Source organism: Nostoc sp. CmiVER01 (genome assembly GCF_034531135.2).
Lineage (GTDB): Bacteria > Cyanobacteriota > Cyanobacteriia > Cyanobacteriales > Nostocaceae > Nostoc.
Genome location: NZ_JAVRBU020000069.1, coordinates 1 through 619 on the forward strand (window position 1 = coordinate 1; position 619 = coordinate 619).

Genomic DNA, 619 nt, shown 5'->3' on the forward strand with positions numbered 1-619 from the left:
TCAGTACAATGTGTTGCGCGGCACGCAGAATGGTCGTCAGATCGGCGAGGGGCACACAAGTCTCCTGAGAGGGTTAGTGGGGACGTCGGATGTGTTTTATCAGGCAGGCGCCGGATGGGGCGTTACGAAAGAGGGGGCGGGTCGGCGGTGGTCTGCGTTCCTGTTGCATGGGGGTCAACGTTCCAGCCGATACGCTGCGCTGGCCTGATTGAACGAAGTCGCATTCTGGGCCTGTACGGTCCAGTGGGCGCTCAGCAGATAGCGCAGCGTAATGACCTGGCCAGGATCGAACAGGCCGACGCCGTAGCTTAAGTACAGGCGTGGGGAAAGGTATTTGCCGACGGTAAAGGCGGAGTTGCCGCCGAGCGCGTCATTGCTGGCGACGCCGATATCGTCGACACCGATCTTGGCGCCGACGCTCTTGGCCAGCAGGTCACCGGCGGCCGAGCCCAGCGCATGGGCGGCGGCAGTCACCATGTTGCCGTCACCGCCTTTGGCCTGTGACAGCGGCTTGCCGGTCACCAGATACGAGAGGGCATCGGATTGCTCCATGACGGGGTTTGAGAAGACGGTGATGATCGGGTGTTGCGCGGTGCCGACGATCTCGAGGCCGACCTTC

Annotated in this window: 1 protein-coding gene; it reads right to left on the reverse strand. The window is 62.5% G+C overall.

From position 1 onward, the window contains the following. Nucleotides 1-174 precede the first annotated feature (174 nt). Nucleotides 175-619 (reverse strand): translocation/assembly module TamB domain-containing protein (locus RMZ43_RS36030; protein WP_428851034.1); only part of this gene is annotated, 445 nt, incomplete at its 5' end.